Raw genomic sequence first — 15,626 nt, 5'->3', positions numbered from 1 at the left:
AACCTGGATCAAGGGCATCATTCAGATGACACCGCCCGGAACTCTTCGGCCCCGCGCCGTCCCCCCCGGGCGGGACCCGCCTCCTTCGTATCGGCCGGCCCAAATGCCTTGGATTTCCTGCCGGCTATGCGAGTACGACTGATGGGTCAGGTCACTTCGGCAGGCCGGCGCGGATCACGAGCGCGTCGTGGTCGGTGTACGTGGTCTGCTCGAGCTCCAGGGTCGCAGCCGTGAGGTTGCCGTACGCGTGCTGGATACCCGGAGCCTGGGTGGCGGCCGCGTCCGTCAGCGTCCACTGGTCCGCCGGGGCGCACGACGAACGGCGGTTGACGTCCCCCGCGAAGATGGTCGGACGACCTCGGGAGGCGAGAACCTGGGCGAGTTCGGCGCACTGAGTCGAGTTGGTGGTGCCGGGTGCCTCGCCGTCGGTGGACAGGTGGCTGGTGCACACGTCCACTCCACGGGCGGTCGTCACGCACAGCCAGCGGCGCTGCTCCACCCCGCTGAACACGGAGTACGGCGCGTCCGCGGACGCGCGGATCGCCTCCTTGGTCAGCACGGCGTTGCCGAACTCGCCGCGCCCGCCCGGCGTCTTGCAGGCCAGCGGGGCGCCGTTGTAGATGACCGTGGAGAACCGGAAGTGGTAGCCGGTACGCCTGGCGATCTCGGCCACGTCGCCGCTGCAGGCTTCGTTGAGGGTGACCGCGTTGACGTCGTTGGCCTGAATGCGCTCCACGGCCTCGTCGATGATCTTCGGGTAGTGGGTCCGGGCGTAGCAACCGGCGTAACCGCTCAGGCAGAGGTTCATCTGGAGCAGCGAGTACGGCGGGCGCGCGCCCTTCGACAGCGCGTCCTCGGGCGCCGCCATGGCGGTGCCGGGGAACGCCGACAGCCCGGCCATCGTCAGGCAGCCGATCAGAATACTCAGACATTTCAGGCGAAATCTGGTCACAACATCATTGTGCTGGCATGATCGACAAACCCGACAGGGTGCACGAAAAGAGTTCACCACTCCCTCACACGGTCGTCATCAGGCGCAGCACGCCGGATCGACATCAGAATGCCGAGGATGGACGGCCTCGAAGCCACCCGCGCGATCCCACCGGCGTCAGAGGGCGAGTTCCACGATCGTGATGTCCTGAGGCGCGCCGGCCCGCACCGGCGGTCCCCAGAATCCTGCTCCCTTGGTCACATAGAGCTGCGTGCCGCCGAAGCGCCCAACGTCGCGACCTGCGCTCGCCAGGGTCCGGGCCTCCTGATGAGGAGCTCGGCCACGACGAGGTTGACGATCCAGCCGAGCGCCTGCCCGATCGGGATCATGGATGGTGCGTCGGCCCCGATCGAGCCGACCTCCGCCGTGTCACTGAACGGCACCCGGGCCAGCAGGAGGAGCGGCACCAGAATGCGTGAGGTGACGGCGAGGAAGGTGAGCGCGTAGTTGCGCATCATCCAGTTCCGGTGGCGGAGGAAGTCGCGGCGGCGGGCGGCCCGGATGGCGAGCCAGCCGGTGATGAGCCACAGGACGGCGGGGATCGTCAGCCCGATCTGGGTGATGAGGCGGTCTGAGAGCATCGCCACCGGTACGGCGGCCAGCGCGGAGGGGAGCACTCCGGCGAGGAGGTAGCAGCGGCCGATCGCCCGGTGCACCCGCCGTCGCGCCCGGATCGCCGGGACGAACTGCAGCGGGCCGAGAACGAGTGCGACCAGCGCGGTGAAGATGTGCGCGACGAGCAGGTAGTAGTGCGCCCCGCCGCTCACGTCGAGCCGGCTGTCGCCGCTGTCGAGTCCGAGGTAGGGGCTGACGAGCACGCCACCGGACACCACCGCGACGATGAGCATCAGCCAGCTTCGGCGGCCCCGTGCCGGCCTGCTCCGGTGCTGGATCATGACTTCCTGAAAGGTCCGGGAGCGAAGCGCTACTGGTGGGATCGGGGCTGGGGAATGCTCGGCGGACACCATCCGCTGACCGCGTCGCCGTCTTTGAGGAGGCAATCGCCACCTCGGCGACCGTTCAGCCACGTGCCGTTGGAGCGCCGCATGCACACCTCGCCCTGCATGGCCGACAGCTCGCGGACCACGGCTTTCATGTGATGCGCCCCTTTCCTGGCCTGATCTGATGACTGCTCATCATGTGGTGCGGCGGGCCGCCCGGCATCAGCCCTGGGGCGACAGTGCGGCTACGTAAATCGACGTACATGGAGGGGGACCTGTACGGCGGGCACGTGCTCGACCTCGGCGACGAGAACGCCGACGCCATTGACAACCCTGGGAGGGCACGTTAATTTCTGGCTACTAATAACGTTCCGCGCATGAATAGATATTCATATCGCCACTCTGGGTCCCGTGATCGCCAGATCCACGGAAATCGCAGGACGCTGCCCGAATTCGGAAGAGTCCATTCCCAGGTTTCACATGCCCCGCGGAAGAAAGACACGCGAATGAAGCAAGCCGTAGCGTCACCGCGTACCCCCCAGAGACGGAAGGCGATCCCGGCTCTGGCCGCCGCCCTTCTGTGCGCGCTCGCGCCCGCCAGCCCGGCCACGGCCGACGACGCCCGCGGGCCCGGCGATGATGAGAGGCCGCGCGTCATTTTGATGCACGACCCCGAACTGGACGACCAGAACACCCTCATCCGCTACCTGCTCTACGGCAACGAGTTCAACACCGAAGCGCTGATATATGCCAGCAGCGGCGTGCACTGGGCCGGCGACGGTAAGGGCACGAAATGGTTCGTGCCGGGCCGGGAATACACCCGGTTCGGGCTGAACCTTTGCCCGTGCGCCTCATGGCGGTGGAAGCCGGGCGAACGTTTCATTCACGAAGCCGTCGACATCTATGAGCGGGTATACCCAAACCTGCGGACCCACGCCGGCGGATATCCCGACCCACGGCAGTTGAAGTCGAGAATTCTCAACGGCAACATCGAGTTCGACGGCGACATCTCCAAGGACTCACCCGGATCCGACCTGATCAAGCGATCGCTCCTCGACAACCGGCCCGGCCCCGTCTACCTGCTCACCGGCGCCGGCCAGAGCACGATCGCCCGGGCGCTGAAGTCCATCAAAGACCAGTACGAGAACACGCCGCAGTGGCCCGCCGTCTACAAGAAGGTGTCGCAGAAGGCGATCATCCAGTCATTCGGCGACCAGGACGACGCCTACGCCAAATACATCGAGCCCAACTGGCCCGACATCGAATTCCGCCAGATGGCGACCCAGATCTGGGGCTACGGCGCGCGAAGCGCCGTCCTGCCCGAGGACGCCGGGTATCTGTCCGCCGCGTGGACGAAGGCCAACGTGTCGCAGGTCGGGCCGTTCGGCGAGTTCTACCGGGTCTGGGGCGACGGAAAGCAAATGGTCCCCGGTGACATCTTCGACCACTTCGGCTTCTCCGGCCTGACGAGCGAGCAACTCAGGGCGATGGGCTACGTTGTGTGGACCCCGCCGCAGGAGAAGGGATCATGGATCTCCGAAGGAGACACATCGATCTTCATGAACCTCCTCGACAACGGCCTGCGCGGCCACGTGGACGCGAGCTACGGCGGCTGGGGTGGCCGCAGCGGGTCCGACGTCGACCCCGGTGGAACCCCGTCCGCCGACTACGCCTCGACCCGCTGGTTCGGCGCGGCCCAGGACGACTTCTCCGCCCGGATGAAGTGGACCGTCACCCCGAGATACTTCGCCGCGAACCACCGGCCCAGCGTCAAGGTGATCGGGCAACTGGACCGCTCGGTCCGGCGGGGCCAGGTGGTGACCCTCGTCGGCCGGACCGCCGACCCCGATCGGAACGCCGTGACCAGCAAGTGGTGGCAGTACACCGACGCCGACACCTATCCCGGCGCCGTCCCCCTCACTCAAAGCTCGCCCGGCCGCGACCTGACGAAGGTTCAGTTCCGCGTCCCCGGCGACGCAGAACCCGGCCAGACCATCCACGTGGTCCTGCAGAGCACCGACGACGGCTCGCCCGCCCTCACCTCCTACCAGCGTGTCGTGCTGACCGTGACGGGCTGAGCGGGCGCGCACGCCGGCCCTGCCCCTTCCCGCTGCCGGTGGTCGGCGGGAAACACCGGCGGATGGCCGCTCGTCCTACGCGTGGTCTATGACAACAGTCGTGCGGCGTGACGCAGCGTGTGGGCCGCGACCTGGCGGCCCAGCGTCACGCCGGCCGTGTCGGCCGAGCGGGTGTGGATGCCCGACCAGACCCGGGCGTCGACGTTCTCGCCCGTCAGGACCTTCCACGTGGTGTAGGTGCGGGTGACTCCGGGCGCGGTCGGGCTCGTGAGCTCGAACGGTTCGCGGGAGCGGGGGCCGAGCAGCGTGGTCAGCACCTGCTCGGCGGCGCCGGAGTAGGTGTTGTGGCCGCTCGGGTAGTCGGGGTGCGACGGTGTCGTGTGCAGCGGCGTCCAGGCAGGGTCCGAGGCTATGGCGGGGTGGCCGGTGTCGGCGGCGCGGAGCGCGGTGACCGGACGCCACCGTACATAGGTGTATTTGGCGTCCGAGGTGGCGATCTGGGTGTCCACCAGCGCGACGTGGAAGAGCGCGACGAGTTCGGCCTGCTTCGACGCCGACCGGGGGGACTGGGCGAGGGCGGCGCGCAGCGCACCGGTGTAGAGGGTGAGCGAGGACCCCAGCCAGAACTGGGCGACGTCCGTCTGGGCCTGCGTGCGGACGGTGCTGTTCGCCGCGCCGTAGTCGCGCACCTCTTCGAGGTCGGCCCGATAGCGCGCGGAGCCGAGCGCGGGAGGCGGACCGGGCCGGAACCGGTCGGCGCGGTCCAGAACGAAGGGTCTGGCCAGCCTCGTGCCCGCTTGGACGCCCGGCCCGAAGTCCGGCGGCGTCGGCTGCCAGGCCCCCGGCACGGGCTGGGGGACGGGATAGGGCGGGCTGACCGAGGCGGGGTCGAGCCCGTCGCCGGCCCGTTCCGCGAGCAGCGACCTGGCCTCCTCGGCTCCCGCGGCCACGCCGCGATCCTTGTCCTGGCCGTCGGGGATGCGGGCCAGCGTCGCCGCGAACGCCGCGTCGAGCTCGGCGGCGCGCGCCGGGATCAGCTCGGCGAGCGAGGTACGGACCGCGGAGGCGAGCGCGGCATCCTGGAAGGGGGTCCGGTGGGGACCGGAGCGCAGGGCGCGTGCGGCGGACAGCCAGCCGATCGCCCAGGTGCGGCTGTTGGTGACCTGCGTGGTGGATCCGGCGGCGGCGATGGTGGCGGCGGTGACGTCGTACCATTCCACTGCCGCGTCGACGTCGGCGCGCGCCGATGCGAAGGCGGGTGTGGTGCTCATGGCCGTGACGGTGGCGAGCATGGCCGCCGTGGCCGCGGTGCGCAGCCGACGCGGGCGTCGGGCTGGTGAGCTCTCTAACAAGGCGGACGTCCTTTCAGGCTGAGGGGGCGGTTCCCCATGGAAAACCTACATTGCAGGTAGGTTTATTTGCAATAGCGGCAGTGCCGAGGCGAGCGGGCATGCTGGAGCGTGTCGGCGAGAGCGATGGCAGGGAGTCCGGTGAAAGCTGAAATCCGCGGTGACCGCCGGTTCGGCCCTGGGGCTGGCGATCGTGGCGTTCGGCGCGCTGTGGCCGGAAGGGATCGCGGAGGCGGGCGAGTACGGCGAACTGCTCACCGTCCAGTTCCGCGGCTACGCCGTCTACGATCCGCCCGAGCAGCCCGGACTGCGGGCGGTGGCCGCACCGCTGGTCGGCGTGGGCGCGGCGGTGAACGTCGCCGTGGAGGTGCGCGGGCCGCAGGCGCGCATCGGGGACGACCGGCTGGAGGAGGTCGCCGCGGCCGTGCGCGCGGCCGCGGGCGCCCTCCAGGAACTGCCCCTCTCCCTGCTCCTCGGGCAGGTCTAACACGCGCAGGTTTTGAAAGGCGTTTGCGCATGGCGCAAATGCGCTGTTGACAGCCTCCCTGCGCGTTATTACCGTGTTTTCCTACTGACTTAGTAGGGAGGCCATGTGGCGGACATCGTGATCTCGCCGAACCACGGCGTGTTCGACCTGCCGGAGATCGTGGCGATCCGGGCCGGGCTGTTCGACCGAGCCGGTCTGTCCGTCCGCTTCGCCGCCGACGACGAGGAGGTCGCGTTCGACCCGACCGCCCGCGATCCGTTCGCGCGCCGTAAGGAGGCGCTGTTCGCCGCCGACCAGGCCGACGTGTTCAACCTGTGCGAATGGGGCGGTTGAGACCGGGGGTGAGCGGCTCAGGTGGCTCCGGTCCGTACGAGGCCGCTTTCGTAGGCATAGACGACGGCCTGGACGCGGTCGCGCAGCCCGAGCTTGGCCAGCACGCGGCTGACGTGGGTTTTCACGGTGCCTTCTGACAGGAAGAGGTGCTCGGCGATCTCGATGTTGGACAGGCCGCGGGCGATGAGGCTCAGCACCTCGCGTTCGCGTTCGGTCAGGACGTCGAGGCCGATCGCGGGGGTGAGCGGAGCCACGCCGATGCCGACGTAGCGTTCGAGCAGGCGCCGGGTCACGCTGGGCGCGACGACCGCATCGCCCCGTGCGACCACGCGGATGGCCGAGAGCAGGTCGGACGCGAGGGTGTCCTTGAGGAGAAACCCGCTGGCGCCGGAGTGGAGGGCCGCATAGACGTACTCGTCGAGGTCGAAGGTCGTCAGGATCAGCACGCGGATGCGATCGGTGCCGGTGCAGATGCGGCGGGTCGCCTCGACGCCGTCGACCTCGGGCATCCGGACGTCCATCAGCACGATGTCGGGCCGGAGGTCGAGGGCCAGCCGCGCGGCCTGCGCGCCGTCGCCTGCCTCGGCGACGACCCGCATGTCGTCGGCGTTGTCGAGGATCATGCGGAAGCCGGTGCGGACGAGGGCCTGGTCGTCGGCGAGGAGCACGCGGATCATGCGGCGGCTCCTTGGATCGGGAGCGCCGCCCGTACGGCGAAGCCGCCCTGGGGCCGTGGGCCGGCCGAGAACGTGCCGCCGAGCAGCTTGACGCGTTCGCGCATGCCTCGCAGCCCGTTGCCGCCGCCGCTCACGGCGCTGCCGTGGCCGGTGTCGCTGATCTCGATGCCGATCTCCGCGTCGTGGTAGAGGAGGACCACACTGGCGGTGGCGTCCGTTCCCGCGTGTTTCATGGTGTTGGTCAGCGCCTCCTGCACGATGCGGTAGGCCGACAGATCAACGGCCGAGGGCAGCGTCGCGGGTGTGCCCTCGACGCGCAGCCGTACCGGTGTTCCTGCCCTGTTGACCTGGGCGATCAGGGCCGGCAGGTGTGCCAGGCCGGGTTGCGGATGCCAGGCGTCGTCCACCTCGCCCACCGCGGTGAGCACGCGTCGCATGTCGGCGAGGGAATCGCGGCCGGTGGTGACGATGGCGTCCAGCGCGGCCCGGGTGCCGGTGGGATCGTTGTCGATCGCGGCGGCGCCGCCCTGGGCCTGGACCACCATGAGCGACAGGCCGTGGGCCACGACGTCGTGCAGTTCGCGGCTGATCCGGGCGCGCTCGGCGGCCACCGCGAGCGCGGCCTGCTGATCGCGTTCGCGTTCGAGGTCTCGGGCGTGGGCGCGGAGCTCGTCGAGGTAGGCGCGGCGGCTGCGGGCGCCGGAGCCGATCGCCCAGGAGGCGACCAGGGCCGAGCCGAGCACGGACAGGCCGCTCCAGGTGTCGGCCGAGGCACTGCGGTGGACTGTCATGACCTCACTCGGCGTGGACGCGGTCTCGAGGGCGGGGCCCGTGGAGAGCACGGCCGACGGCCCGGTCAACGGACGGGGGGCATGCAGGCTCCATCCGGCGGCCAGAAGCAGCAGCAAGGCCAGGGCGGACAGCGAGACGGCCCGTGCGCGACGGGTGGCCACGCTGTGGAGCAGGATCAGCACACCCAGATCGATGATCGTCAGGGGCGCCGCCTGGGCCACGTGCACCACGACGGACAGCACGCAGCAGGCGAGCATCGGCAGCGGCCGGAGTCTGCGGAACGTCACCCCGAGCACGGCCGGCGCGCTCGCGCCCCACCACAGGGCGAGCTGCGGGGCCTGCCCTTCGACGGCAGGAGCGCCCGCCGTCCTGCCCACGATCGCGTTCGGGTCGTTGACCAGCACGCAGGCCAGGAGCAGCACGGCGGCGAGCGCCGCGTCCTGCGGCACCGGCAGGCGTGCCCACGCGCGGAGAGCCGTCATAGTCCCGCGAGCTTATGGCCGGGCCGGGTGCGTCCGCGTCCATCCCAAGTCTGATTCGGCGACGCCCGGATACATCTTGCGATGGACGCGCGCGTGTGGCCGAGGGCAGACGCGGGTGTACACGCGTGGACAGCAGGGTTGGCCGCATGCATGAACGTGGATCCCTGACCGGCCGCGCGGTGACCGCAGCGGCCGTGAGCGCCGTTACCTTGACCTCGCTGATCGCGGGCTCGCCCGTGGCCGCCGCCGACCGGGCTTCGGTCGAATGGCGGACGTGTCCCTCTTACTCCGACGACGTGATCGCCGCATACGCCGTCACCGGCGAGCAGCGGCAGAGATTTCGCGCGCTGCTGGGCCGGATGGAGTGCGGAAGCGTCAGCGTCCCGCTGGACTACCGCAAGCCGCAGGGGCGGCAGATCACCATCGCGATCACCCGCGTCAAGGCCGCCGACCGGGCGCGCCGGCTGGGCAGCCTCGCGCTCAACCCGGGCGGGCCGGGCGGCGCCGGATATCTGTTCCCCCTCCAGATCGCCTCGATGAACCAGGTGAACGCGAGACTCAACGACCGCTACGACCTGATCGGCTTCGACCCGCGCGGGGTCGGCTACAGCACCAAGGTGGACTGTCCTGCCATGGGCGGGCAGCCGCCGGAGCCGGGTCCGCTGACCAAGACGGCGGCCCAGCGCGCCCATGACAGCGGCGTGGCCAGGAACAGAGCCTGCGCGAACTCCGACCCTGCCTTCCTCGGCCGGCTCACCACCCTGAACTCGGCCCGCGACCTCGACCGGGTGCGGATCGCACTGGGGGAGCGCAAGCTCAGCTTCCTCGGCATCTCCTGGGGCACCTGGCTCGGCGCCGTCTACCGCAGCACGTTCCCCGGCAGCGTCGGGCGCATGTTCCTCGACAGCGTGGCGCCCGTGAAGTTCCGGCTGGACGACTTCGAAGACGGCCACGCCGCGGGCACCGAGCGCAACTTCGGGCGGATGGCCACCTGGATCGCCCAGCGCCACGACACCTACGGCCTCGGCGAAACCGCGAAGGAGGTGCGGGCCAAGGTCCAGGCGCTCAGCCGTGCCTACGACGACAAACCCCGGCATTACAGCGACTGGGAGATGGTCGCCGACGGTTCCACGCTGGCCATGCTGGCCATCCAGAGCGCACCGGACTGGCCGCAGGTCGCCCAGGCGTTCAAGGAACTGCAGGACGAGGGCGACACCGCGCCGCCCGCCCTCAAGAAGCTCATGAGCCATGGACCGCAGGGCGCCCCCGCGCCCGGCGCCCCTGAACGGTTCAACCCGACCGCGGGCCAGGCGGTCTTCTGCAACGAGGACCCCAGCAGGCTCGGGTTCTCCGACGCCTGGGCCACCTACCAGCGCCGCCTCGAGCGCAACCCGGTGACCGGGCGGGCCGTCGCCTTCACCGCCCAGTGCGCCGGCTGGCCGCTGCCGGTACAGAAGATCAAGGTCCGCCGCACCGGCGGGTCGCTGGTCCTGTCCGGGCACCGTTACGAGTCGGTCTCCCTGTATGAGTGGACCAAGCAGATGCGCGCGGCGATCGGCGGCACCCTCTACACCGTCGACGACGACATGCACGGATCGGTGCCGCGGGAGCCGGAGTGCGCCACCGACCTCGTGTCGTACTTCAACACCGGCCGCATCGACCGGGGCTGCGACGGCACACCCGTACCCGAGAAGTGACCTGACATACGGGGACCTGCGCACCAAGCCCGATCCGGCTTCGCGGGAGAGCCCGCGAAGCCGGGTGTCGCTCGCGGTCTCTTGACGAGCCCAAGGAGGTCGTTGACACTCCCGGAATGTGGGCCTGGAAAGAAGCGTGACGCCTATGTTAGCGCTACCATCCTGCGGCCTACATGTTCTCCCCATCGGATCCCGAGTGACGAAGAGGACAGTGCGATGTCAAAAACGGTGCCCAGGCGCGAGGCGCTTCGACTGGCGGTGTTGGCGGCCGCCGCCCCGTCCGCGCTCGCGCTGGCGACGCCCGCAGGAACGGCCCAGGCAGCGGTCCGCATGGCGGCCCCTCTGCCGCAGAACGACCCCCCGGTGCCCGGCGGTTGGCTCGTGAAGCCGTTCGCGAACAGCCAGGTCACGCTGGGCACGAGCCTGTTCACCGCCAACCGGGATCGGATCCTGACCTTCCTGCGGTCCTATTCAGCCGATCGGATGCTGGCCAATTTCCGGGCCAACGCCGGTTTGGACACGCTGGGCGCGCAACCGCCCGGCGGCTGGGACGACGCGACCGGCAATCTGCGCGGTCACTACAGCGGGCACTTCCTCAGCGCCCTCGCTCTGGCCTACGCGGGCTCTGGCGACGCCTTCTACAAGGACAAGGTCGACTACATGGTCACCGCGCTGGGCGAGTGTCAGAACGCGCTGGCCGCGAAGGCCGGGCAACCCGGCGGGCCGAGCCACCCCGGCTTCCTGGCCGCCTACCCCGAGACGCAGTTCATCCTGCTGGAGCAGTACACGACCTATCCCACGATCTGGGCGCCGTACTACACCTGTCACATGATCATGAGAGGGCTGCTCGACGCCTACCGGTACGCCGGCAACGAGCAGGCGCTCGAGATCGTGCTCAGGATGGGCGACTGGGTTCACAGCAGGCTGGGCCACCTTCCGCGGGCCCAGCTCGACCGCATGTGGGGCATCTACATCGCCGGCGAGTACAACGGCATGAACATCGTGATGGCCGACCTCTACGCCCTCAGCGGCAAGACGGAATACCTCGCGACGGCCACGTGCTTCGACAACACCGCCCTCCTCACGGCCACCGTCAACAACCAGGACACGCTCCACCGGAAACACGCCAACCAGCACATCCCCCAGTTCATCGGATACCTGTCCGTCTTCGAGCAGAACCAGGAACGCCGTTACTTCGAGGCGGCCGTGAACTTCTGGGACATGGTCGTCCCGCACCGCATCTTCACCGACGGCGGCCTGGCCGGTCCGGCCGACAACGGCGAGCTCTTCGGCGAGCGCGGCGTCATCGTCGGCACCCTGGGCACCAACAACGCCGAGACCTGCTGCAACTACAACATGCTCAAGCTGAGCCGGGCCCTGTTCTTCCACACCGCCGACCCGAAGTACATGCAGTATTACGAGCGGGCACTCTATGGCCAGATCCTCGCCTCCCGCCGCAACACCGACAGCACCACCAATCCGCTGCTGACCTATTTCATCCCGATGCGGCCGGGCGCGGCGCGCGGTTACGGCAACCTCGGCACCTGCTGCGGCGGCACCGGACTGGAGAGCCATACCAAGTTCCAGGACTCGATCTACTTCCGCTCCGCCGACGATTCGACGCTCTACGTGAACCTCTACATGGCCTCGGAGCTCAACTGGTCGGAGAAGGGCTTCGTGATCAGGCAGGTCACGAACCACCCGGCCGACCCCGCGGGGGTGACGACGCTGACGGTTACCGGCAACGGCCGGCTGGTGGTGAAGCTGCGGGTGCCGTACTGGGTGGAGAAGGGCTTCACGGTCCTGGTCAACCAGAGCGACCAGCGGCTCGACGCCAAGCCCGGCGAGTACGTCACGCTCGACCGGCAGTGGCGCAGCGGCGACACCGTGAGGATCACGATGCCGTTCTCGCTGCGGATCGAGAAGGCGCTGGACATCCCGGCCATTCAGAGCATCGCCTACGGGCCGGTGCCGATGGTCGCCAAAAGTAACGAGACCACCTTTCGTCAGTTCTCCTTCTACAAGGACTTCACCCTGTCCGGGGACCTCGCGCGCGCCGTCACCTCCACCGGGCCGATGAGTTTCACGGCGAACGGCCTGCCGCTGGTCCCCCTCTACATCAACGACACCGACCGCTACCACGCCTACTTCCGGCGCGTCGAGCCGACCATCGTCTTCGGCAGGATCGACTCCGGCGTGCCCAACCGTGAGCGGGCGGATTCGGTGACGTTCCTCGACGCGGTCTGGGAGAACGCGCCCTTCGCGAACCGGGGACGGTTCGTGTCCACCGTGGCCCGCACCGCGCAGGAGTGGGTCGCGGCCGGCTTGCTGACCTCGGCCCAGAAGGACACGGTGGTCTCCGCGGCCACCCGGGCCAGGCTCCCCGGCTAGGGGCCGCAGCGGACCTCGGCGAGCTCGCCGGGCTCGGCGGGGGCGCAGGTCCAGCGCACCAGCGTGAGACCGTCCGGCGTCAGGGAGACCGAGGCGCCGTCAGGGGCGCGGACCGGCCCGGCGAAGGCGGCGGCCTCGCCCGGGTACCGCCTGCGCAGCAGCACCCCGTCCTCCGTGAGCCCGGCGAGCTCGCACGTCGACCACGCCACCGGGCCCACCCCGACAGGGAGCATCGCCCCGGACCTGGCCGCCAGGCGAATCGGCGAGCCCCCGAACAGCGGCTCGCCGTCACGGCGCAGGACGAACGACTGGTCGACCGGGCCGACGTTGAGCAGGTGGACAAGCCGCCGGCCGGCGCCGTCGACCGTCGAGGTGACGACGATGCCAGGGGCGGGAGCGTCGTGCGTGTGGCGCGGACGCACGCCGAGCCGCGCCAGGAGACCCGTCCAGAAGTCCAGGTGGCACGGGTAGTCGCAGGCGAGCACGATCGCGCGGCCGGCGCCGGCCCGCACCTCCACGCCCACGGCGGCCCCCGAGGAGACCTCGCGCACCAGGGTCTCGCCCGCGCCGGTCAGCGGTTGCAGGACGTCCACCCTGACCTCGAAGGACTCGCCGCGGACCGACGGGAAGCGGTCGGCTCCGCCGTACACGACGGGACCGGGCTTCAGCCCGAGCGCGTCGGCGAGGATCGTGCAGGGGGCGCCGTCCACATCGCGCTGGGGCAGCAGGCCCGCCAGGAGCAGCCGCCCGCCCGAGCGCACGTGGTCGGCCAGGCGCCGCTGGACCGCGGCGGCCAGCGTGGACGCGCCGGCCAGGACGAGCACCGGGGGCAGTTCGGCGGCCTGCACGTCGACCGCGGGGAAGGAGAACCCGGACAGCAGCAGCGCGCGGGCGAGCACATCGCGCCCGCCCATGCCGCGGAAGCGCTCCAGGTCGGCGACGACCTCGGCGCGGGCGCTGTCGCCGGGGTGGCGGTACTCGGTCAGGTAATGGTCAGGGACGAAGCCGAGCGCCAGGCCGTCGTGCTCCTCGTCCATGTCGGCGAGCAGCCCGGCCACGCCCCGGACGGTCCGCGTCACCTCGCGCAGCGCCGGGTAGGACAGGTTCGGCCGGCCCTCGGGGCCGATGGGCGCGGCGAAGCCGTGGCGCTCGCCGGTGAAGGCGATGCGGTCGTTGCCGTCGCCGGAGGGCACGTCGAGCGGCCAGTTGTAGCCGCCCGCGAAGAGGTAGTAGTTGATCAGGCGATTGCCCTGCGCGAGGCAGAGCCTGACCTTGAGGTCGAGTGCCGACGGCGGCACCAGCCGGCCGAGGTCCTCGCCGTAGTCGCCGGTGCCCGCCTCGAACTCCAGCGACGTCAGCGGCTGGTCGGCGTCGTGCACGGCGGCCATGAACGCGTTGCCGACGTAGAGGTCGGCGACGTTGCCCACGGTCAGGTCGCCCAGGTAGTGGTCGGAGCCGGAGGTCAGCTGGGGCAGGCCCTGGTAGCCGCGGTAGAGCTGGCTGATCCCGATCGGGTAGGTGCGGCCCCTGCCGTCGCCGGTGCCGTGGATGTTGATCAGGAACGGCCCGTCGACGCCGTACGCCTGCGCCCTTTCGCGCAGGAAGGCGATGTAGCGGGCGTAGCGGGAGCGCATGTAGTCGCTCAGGTCGTGGTGGAAGGCCAGGGAGGGCGCCTCGGGGGAGCGGCCCACCGGCCAACGGCCGTAGCGCTCGTGGACGTCGAACCGCTCGGCGGCCCACTCCGCGAAGTCGGCGAGAACCACCTCGGTCAGGTCGGGCGTGTTGCTCACCCACGAGAGCATCCCGATCTCGTTGTCCAGCTGCACCGCGGCCACCCGCCCCGCCAGCACCGGCATGATCGCCGCGTACCACCGGTCGACCTCGCCCAGGAAGTCGGGGGAGAGGTAGTCGATGGTCCTGGTGGGGGCAGGGGCGCCGTCCCAGCCCACCGGGTGCACGTGGGGGTGCTGCTCGTAGATCCGGTACGGGATGCCCTCGTTCTTGAGCTCCGCCATCACGAACGGCCCGGGCCGGGCGATGACCAGCAGATCCCGCTCCTCGGCCAGATCCAGAAATGTCTGTACGTCGCGGTGCTCGGCGGTGCTGCCGTCCAGGTCGATCGTTCCGTCCGGCAGCTCATGCACCAGCCACGGCATGTAGGAGGCGACGGCGTTGCAGCCCGCGTCGAGGAGCCAGTCGAGCCGCGATGCCCACTCGCGCCGGGGTAGCCGGAAATAGTGCACCTCGCCCGCCATCACCAGCGAAGGTGTGCCGTCGATGAGGATCCTGCGCCTGCTGAACCGCATGGGCCGTGTCCTTTGTGTCGGGGGGCTTGCCGCTGTGAGGGTCCTCACATATGGTCGCTGAAAGCGGTTACTGCAACGTTACGGAAACAGGCGGCACATGGGCAACAAGCGGCTGACGGTTCGCGAGATCGCCAAGCTCGCCGACGTCTCGGTGGCGACGGTCTCGCGCGTCTCGCGCGGCACCGGTCAGGTGAGCCAGGAGACGCGCGAGCGCGTGCTGCGGATCATCGAGGAGTACGGCTACCGCCCCAGTCAGATGGGCCGCTCGCTGGCCGAGCAGCGGCACGGCATGGTGGCCATCGTCTTCCCCGGGCTGGCGGGGCCGTACTTCTCGGAGCTGACCCAGGGCTTCGAGTCACAGGCGATGGAAGCCGGCACCGGGGTGCACATCCTGGTCACCCATCACCGCGACGACGCCGACGACAGCGTGCTCGACATGGCCTCGCGCGTCGACGGCATCGCCATCCACGGCGACACCGTCCGCACCGAGACGCTGCGGCGGATCGCCGCGGAGGTGCCCGTCGTGGTGCTGGCCGGACGGCCGATGGACGGCGTCCCCGCGGTCAGGGCCGACAACTCCACGATCGGCGAGCTCACCCGGCACCTGCTGGTCGACCACGGATACCGCAGGCTGGCGTTCGTCGGCAGCCCTGACGGCTCACCCGACGTGACCGACCGCTGGGAGGCGTTCCAGGCCGCGCACAAGCAGGCCCGCGTGCCCGCGCCGCGCAACCCGGTACGACTGGGCCTGCAGCAGTCCGACGGCGTCCGGGCAGCGGGCGAACTGCTCGACGGCAGGCGCCCGCCCCGCGCCGTGGTCTGCGCCAACGACGAGACCGCGCTCGGCATGCTGATCGGCGCGCTGGGCCGTGGCCTGTCGGTGCCGGGCGACGTGGCGATCACGGGTTTCGACGACGTCCCGATGGCGTCGCTGGTGCAGCCCCGGCTGACCACCGTGCGCCAGCCCATCCGCGAGCTCGGGGCCACCACCGCCCGGCTGCTCATCTCGGGCCTCGGCAACCGGGGAGCCGTCATGGACGCGGTGCTGGCCACCGAGCCGGTCTTCCGCGAGAGCTGCGGGTGCCCCCGCACATAGCTAAGG

Annotated in this window: 13 protein-coding genes; 6 read left to right on the top strand and 7 right to left on the bottom strand. The window is 69.9% G+C overall.

What is annotated here, in order from left to right:
- Positions 1 to 151: 151 nt before the first annotated feature.
- The 3 genes from ACFOY2_RS35455 to ACFOY2_RS35445 all read right to left on the bottom strand — a co-directional run bounded on the left by ACFOY2_RS35455 (position 152) and on the right by ACFOY2_RS35445 (position 2,087).
- Positions 152 to 952: an endonuclease/exonuclease/phosphatase family protein gene (locus ACFOY2_RS35455; protein ID WP_379532481.1), complete on the bottom strand. Its 801-nt coding sequence runs from the start codon at positions 950 to 952 to the stop codon at positions 152 to 154.
- Between the two features lie 236 nt (positions 953 to 1,188).
- A complete protein-coding gene (locus tag ACFOY2_RS35450; protein ID WP_379532480.1) occupies positions 1,189 to 1,887 on the bottom strand; it encodes a DUF2306 domain-containing protein in 699 nt (232 codons plus the stop codon).
- A gap of 29 nt (positions 1,888 to 1,916) precedes the next feature.
- Positions 1,917 to 2,087: a hypothetical protein gene (locus ACFOY2_RS35445; RefSeq protein WP_379532479.1), complete on the bottom strand. Its 171-nt coding sequence runs from the start codon at positions 2,085 to 2,087 to the stop codon at positions 1,917 to 1,919.
- A gap of 351 nt (positions 2,088 to 2,438) precedes the next feature.
- Between ACFOY2_RS35445 and ACFOY2_RS35440 the strand changes: the two genes are divergently transcribed.
- Entirely contained in the window at positions 2,439 to 4,010 is a 1,572-nt protein-coding gene (locus ACFOY2_RS35440) for a DUF1593 domain-containing protein (RefSeq protein WP_379532478.1), read from the top strand.
- 86 nt (positions 4,011 to 4,096) lie between these two features.
- On the opposite strand, the gene ACFOY2_RS35435 is transcribed toward ACFOY2_RS35440, so the two are convergent.
- Positions 4,097 to 5,281 (bottom strand): vanadium-dependent haloperoxidase, encoded by a 1,185-nt coding sequence (locus ACFOY2_RS35435; protein WP_379532477.1) that lies wholly within the window; start codon positions 5,279 to 5,281, stop codon positions 4,097 to 4,099.
- 238 nt (positions 5,282 to 5,519) lie between these two features.
- Here ACFOY2_RS35435 and ACFOY2_RS35430 point away from each other — a divergent pair, with 238 nt between their 5' ends.
- Entirely contained in the window at positions 5,520 to 5,846 is a 327-nt protein-coding gene (locus ACFOY2_RS35430) for an IclR family transcriptional regulator domain-containing protein (protein ID WP_379532476.1), read from the top strand.
- A gap of 105 nt (positions 5,847 to 5,951) precedes the next feature.
- Entirely contained in the window at positions 5,952 to 6,179 is a 228-nt protein-coding gene (locus ACFOY2_RS35425; protein WP_379532475.1) for a hypothetical protein, read from the top strand.
- 17 nt (positions 6,180 to 6,196) lie between these two features.
- On the opposite strand, the gene ACFOY2_RS35420 is transcribed toward ACFOY2_RS35425, so the two are convergent.
- Both ACFOY2_RS35420 and ACFOY2_RS35415 read right to left on the bottom strand, forming a co-directional pair.
- Positions 6,197 to 6,856 (bottom strand): response regulator, encoded by a 660-nt coding sequence (locus ACFOY2_RS35420; RefSeq protein ID WP_379532474.1) that lies wholly within the window; start codon positions 6,854 to 6,856, stop codon positions 6,197 to 6,199.
- A complete protein-coding gene (locus tag ACFOY2_RS35415; RefSeq protein WP_379532473.1) occupies positions 6,853 to 8,130 on the bottom strand; it encodes a sensor histidine kinase in 1,278 nt (425 codons plus the stop codon). Before ACFOY2_RS35415 ends, ACFOY2_RS35420 begins: the two co-directional genes overlap by 4 nt.
- Positions 8,131 to 8,276: 146 nt before the next feature.
- Here ACFOY2_RS35415 and ACFOY2_RS35410 point away from each other — a divergent pair, with 146 nt between their 5' ends.
- Both ACFOY2_RS35410 and ACFOY2_RS35405 read left to right on the top strand, forming a co-directional pair.
- A complete protein-coding gene (locus tag ACFOY2_RS35410) occupies positions 8,277 to 9,827 on the top strand; it encodes an alpha/beta fold hydrolase (protein WP_379532472.1) in 1,551 nt (516 codons plus the stop codon).
- A gap of 216 nt (positions 9,828 to 10,043) precedes the next feature.
- Entirely contained in the window at positions 10,044 to 12,218 is a 2,175-nt protein-coding gene (locus ACFOY2_RS35405; RefSeq protein WP_379532471.1) for a glycoside hydrolase family 127 protein, read from the top strand.
- Here the strand turns inward: ACFOY2_RS35405 and ACFOY2_RS35400 are convergent.
- On the bottom strand, positions 12,215 to 14,524 hold the full coding sequence (locus ACFOY2_RS35400) for a beta-galactosidase (protein WP_379532470.1): 2,310 nt from the start codon (positions 14,522 to 14,524) through the stop codon (positions 12,215 to 12,217). The two genes, ACFOY2_RS35405 and ACFOY2_RS35400, sit on opposite strands and share 4 nt — an antisense overlap.
- A gap of 97 nt (positions 14,525 to 14,621) precedes the next feature.
- On the opposite strand from ACFOY2_RS35400, the gene ACFOY2_RS35395 reads away from it, so the two are divergent.
- Entirely contained in the window at positions 14,622 to 15,620 is a 999-nt protein-coding gene (locus ACFOY2_RS35395) for a LacI family DNA-binding transcriptional regulator (protein ID WP_379532469.1), read from the top strand.
- Positions 15,621 to 15,626 lie beyond the last annotated feature (6 nt).

Origin of the sequence: Nonomuraea purpurea (genome assembly GCF_042650645.1) — a bacterium.
GTDB lineage: Bacteria > Actinomycetota > Actinomycetes > Streptosporangiales > Streptosporangiaceae > Nonomuraea > Nonomuraea purpurea.
The sequence above is the reverse complement of the archived record's forward strand: the minus strand, read 5'-3'. Positions and strand labels throughout refer to the sequence as shown.